Here is a 3799-nt window from a genome sequence, read left to right on the forward strand (position 1 = left end):
AAGCCGTTTGATCCAAACGACTTTGTCTATGGACTGTTTAAAGGGTTGATTTCAGAATAGCCTTCTCACAATAAACATTGACTGAAGTTATATAAATCGGTAATCTATATTACGTATCGAGTCTCAAAGGAGCGCGTCAACATGGAACTTGAGAAAAATAATTACATTAACTCGTTGTTCGAATTTTATGAACCGCTGTTAACCAAGAAGCAGGCAAATTATATCGAACTGTACTATGCTGACGATTACTCACTTGGAGAAATTGCTGAAGAATATAACGTCAGCCGACAAGCCGTTTACGATAACATTCGCCGCTCGGAGAAAATCCTCCAAGCATACGAAGATAAGCTCAACTTATACCACAGCTTTGTCGATCGCAATGACAAGTTGGACCAGATCCAATCATACGTCGAACAAAACTACCCTAAAGACGAAAAGCTGAATTCAATGATCAGCAATCTCGAAACAACTGAAGAACAATGAAAGTGGTGAATTAATTGGCTTTTGAAGGATTAACCGAACGTTTACAAAATGCCATGAAAACGTTACGTGGCAAGGGCAAGGTCTCGCAAGCAGATTTGCGGGCAACCATGCGAGAAATCCGTCTGGCTTTACTCGAGGCCGATGTTAACTTCCAGGTCGTCAGAAACTTTGTCAAGACTGTGGAAGAACGTGCCAACGGTGCCAAGGTGCTGGAAGGCTTAAATCCATCTCAACAAATCGTTAAGATTGTCGATGAAGAATTAACCAAGACCATGGGGGAAGAAGCCGTTCCCCTCAACAAATCCGAGAAGATCCCAACAATCATTATGATGTCGGGGCTTCAAGGTGCTGGTAAGACGACAACTGCCGGTAAATTAGCATTAAAATTAAAAAATGAACAAAATGCACGGCCACTGTTAATTGCCGATGATGTGTATCGACCAGCTGCCATTGACCAATTACAGACGGTCGGACAACAAATTGACGTACCCGTTTTTCAGCTCGGAACCGATGTTGACCCGGTTGAAATTGCCAAACGTGGGGTTGAAAAAGCCAAAGAAGACCACAACGACTACGTGATTATTGATACCGCCGGTCGTCTTCAGATCGACGAGAAATTGATGGGCGAATTAAGCGATATCAAGAAAGCCGTCAGTCCTGACGAAATTCTGTTGGTAATTGATGCCATGACGGGTCAAAATGCCGTTGCAACCGCCGAAGGTTTCAACAAGACGTTGGACGTTACCGGTGTGGTTTTAACCAAGTTGGATGGCGATACCCGTGGTGGTGCCGCGCTTTCAATTCGAGCAGTGACCGACAAGCCAATCAAGTTCGTTGGTCAAGGTGAAAAAATGACCGATTTGGACGTCTTTTATCCTGACCGAATGGCTTCTCGAATCTTGGGGATGGGTGATATGCTTTCACTTATCGAAAAGACGCAGCAAGAATATGACGAAAAACAAGCTCAGGAACTTTCGGAAAAAATCAAGGAGAATACCTTTGACTTCAACGATTTTCTTGATCAGCTAAGTCAAATTCAGAAAATGGGCCCACTGGATGAAATCATGAAAATGATTCCTGGGATGGCTAATAATCCAGCCCTCAAAAATGCCAACATGGATCCCAAAGATATTGAACATCTCAAAGCAATTGTTTATTCAATGACCGATCAGGAACGAACCGATCCAGATGTTTTAAATCCGTCTAGACGACGTCGAATTGCCCGAGGGTCTGGTCGGCCAGTTCAAGAAGTCAATCGAATGATTAAACAGTTCAGCCAAATGAAGACCATGATGAACAAGGTGTCGAAAGGCAATATGTCCGGAATGGAAAACATGATGAACAGTACCGGAATGGGCGGTAAAATGTCCAAGCTGGCGATGAAACAGTTTAGCCGCAAGATGAAGAAAAATAAAAAGCGCCGGTTAAAGAAAAAACGGAAGCGCAAGTAATTTTCTGACAAGATTTAACACTAATACACCAATTATTTGCTTAAAAGAAACCACAAGTTATCAATAGCCAAGCCATTTTGACGGTGTAAAGAAAAAAACCTTTACAACCATTCAAATTACTGGTATATTATTAATCGTTAAAACATTACAGGAGGTAAAAGCATGTCAGTTAAGATTCGTTTAAAGCGCATGGGTTCAAAGAAGCGTCCATATTACCGTATCGTTGTTGCCGATTCACGTAGTCCTCGTGACGGCCGTTTCATCGAAAACGTTGGTACTTACAGCCCATTAACTCAACCAGCCAAGGTGACTCTTGAAGAAGAATCAATCATGAACTGGTTAAACAATGGTGCCCAACCATCTGATACTGTTCGTAACATCTTATCAGATGCCGGCATTATGAAGAAATATCACGAAGCTAAATACTCAAAAAAGTAAGTGAGTGATTATCATCATGACAAGTATTGATGGTTTAATTAATAAGATTATCTCACCGTTAGTTGATTATCCTAAGGATATTGAGATTTCGCATAACGAATCCGATCGTTTTATGGAATATCATTTACGTTTGAACGCAGATGACATTGGTAGAATTATTGGAAAGCATGGCCACGTGATTCAAACAATCAGAACAATTGTTTACAGTGTTCCGATTGAGGGCCAAAAGAAAGCTCGTTTGATCGTCGACGATGAGAAGCAATAAGGGTTCTTAAGCGAAACGTTTGTTTTGTTTAGGCCCTTTTTTCTTGTTCTAAAACTACGATGAATAAAGCTGGAGGAAATAGTTGATGGATTATTATAACGTTGGAAAAATTGTCAATACTCAAGGCTTAAAAGGAGAGGTTCGGGTGATCTCGACGACTGATTTTCCTGATAAACGGTTCAAAATTGGCAATACAGTTTACGCGAAACTACCCAATAAGTCCGGTTTAGTCACGTTGGTTATTGATGGCGTTCGAAAGCACAAGGGCTTTATACTCCTGCATTTTAAAGATCACCCATCCATTAATGACGTTGAATACTTAAAACCATCAGAATTAAAGATTGACGACAGTAGTCTTTCCAATGATGACCTCAAACCGGGCGAGTATTACTATCATCAGATTATTGGCTTAACGGTCGTTGACACTGATGGCCATCCAATCGGGACGATTAAGGAAATCCTGTCTCCTGGGGCCAATGACGTTTGGGTCGTCGAACGGGCTAACCAGAAGGATCTTTTATTGCCAAAAATTGATTCTGTCATTATTGACGTCAATCTGGATTCAGGAACCGTTACAGCTGACGTTCCGGAGGGCTTGGACGAATGAGAATTGATGTTTTAAGCTTATTTCCGGAAATGTTTACTGCCCCGATGCACGATTCAATTATTGGCAAGGCGGTTGAAAATCACATTGTTGATCTGAACGTCACCAACTTTCGAGCATTTACCAAAGATAAGCATCGTCACGTGGATGATTACCCATTTGGCGGTGGGGCGGGCATGTTGCTGCAGGCCCAACCGATTTTAGACGCCTACGATCACACCAAACAGGTGGCTGAGGCTGCTGGTTATCCAAAGGGCAAGGTGATCTTAATGGATCCGGCCGGAAAACCATTTAAGCAACAAGATGCCGAGCTGTTATCACATGACGAACATCTGACATTTATCTGTGGTCACTACGAAGGTTACGATGAACGGATTCGATCGATTGTGACCGACGAATACTCATTAGGCGATTTCATTTTGACTGGTGGGGAATTACCCGCAATGGTGATGATCGACGCAATTTCACGTCTCATCCCCGGCGTTTTGGGCAACAACCAATCAAGTGTCGAGGAATCATTTTCAACCGGTCTGTTGGAAGAACCTCAATACACGCGTC

General features: G+C 42.3%; 6 protein-coding genes. All 6 read left to right on the forward strand.

Annotated features, from left to right (window positions below):
* The first annotated feature begins 141 nt into the window (after positions 1-141).
* Entirely contained in the window at positions 142-483 is a 342-nt protein-coding gene (locus AB3112_RS09285) for a putative DNA-binding protein (RefSeq protein WP_057909103.1), read from the forward strand.
* A gap of 14 nt (positions 484-497) precedes the next feature.
* Complete coding sequence (gene ffh / locus AB3112_RS09290; RefSeq protein ID WP_057909104.1) at positions 498-1934, forward strand: signal recognition particle protein; 1437 nt, start codon at positions 498-500, stop codon at positions 1932-1934.
* Between the two features lie 162 nt (positions 1935-2096).
* The gene (gene rpsP / locus AB3112_RS09295) at positions 2097-2372 is read left to right on the forward strand and encodes a 30S ribosomal protein S16 (RefSeq protein WP_057909105.1); all 276 of its coding nucleotides are present in this window, start codon (positions 2097-2099) and stop codon (positions 2370-2372) included.
* Positions 2373-2388: 16 nt separating this feature from the next.
* On the forward strand, positions 2389-2637 hold the full coding sequence (locus AB3112_RS09300) for a KH domain-containing protein (RefSeq protein ID WP_057909106.1): 249 nt from the start codon (positions 2389-2391) through the stop codon (positions 2635-2637).
* Between the two features lie 85 nt (positions 2638-2722).
* Positions 2723-3244, forward strand: a complete 522-nt coding sequence (gene rimM / locus AB3112_RS09305) for a ribosome maturation factor RimM (RefSeq protein WP_057909107.1) — start codon at positions 2723-2725, stop codon at positions 3242-3244.
* On the forward strand, positions 3241-3799 hold a 559-nt coding region (gene trmD / locus AB3112_RS09310; RefSeq protein WP_367334363.1), incomplete at its 3' end, for a tRNA (guanosine(37)-N1)-methyltransferase TrmD. The genes rimM and trmD, both read left to right, overlap by 4 nt.

The organism is Lentilactobacillus sp., from assembly GCF_040773105.1.
GTDB classification, from domain to species: Bacteria; Bacillota; Bacilli; order Lactobacillales; family Lactobacillaceae; genus Lentilactobacillus; species Lentilactobacillus parabuchneri.

Excerpts from the sequence above, each read along its gene's own strand:
- AB3112_RS09285 (WP_057909103.1), top strand. The coding sequence starts at position 142 with ATGGAACTTGAGAAAAATAATTACATTAACTCGTTGTTCGAATTTTAT.
- rpsP (WP_057909105.1), top strand. The coding sequence starts at position 2,097 with ATGTCAGTTAAGATTCGTTTAAAGCGCATGGGTTCAAAGAAGCGTCCA.
- AB3112_RS09300 (WP_057909106.1), top strand. The coding sequence starts at position 2,389 with ATGACAAGTATTGATGGTTTAATTAATAAGATTATCTCACCGTTAGTT.
- rimM (WP_057909107.1), top strand. The coding sequence starts at position 2,723 with ATGGATTATTATAACGTTGGAAAAATTGTCAATACTCAAGGCTTAAAA.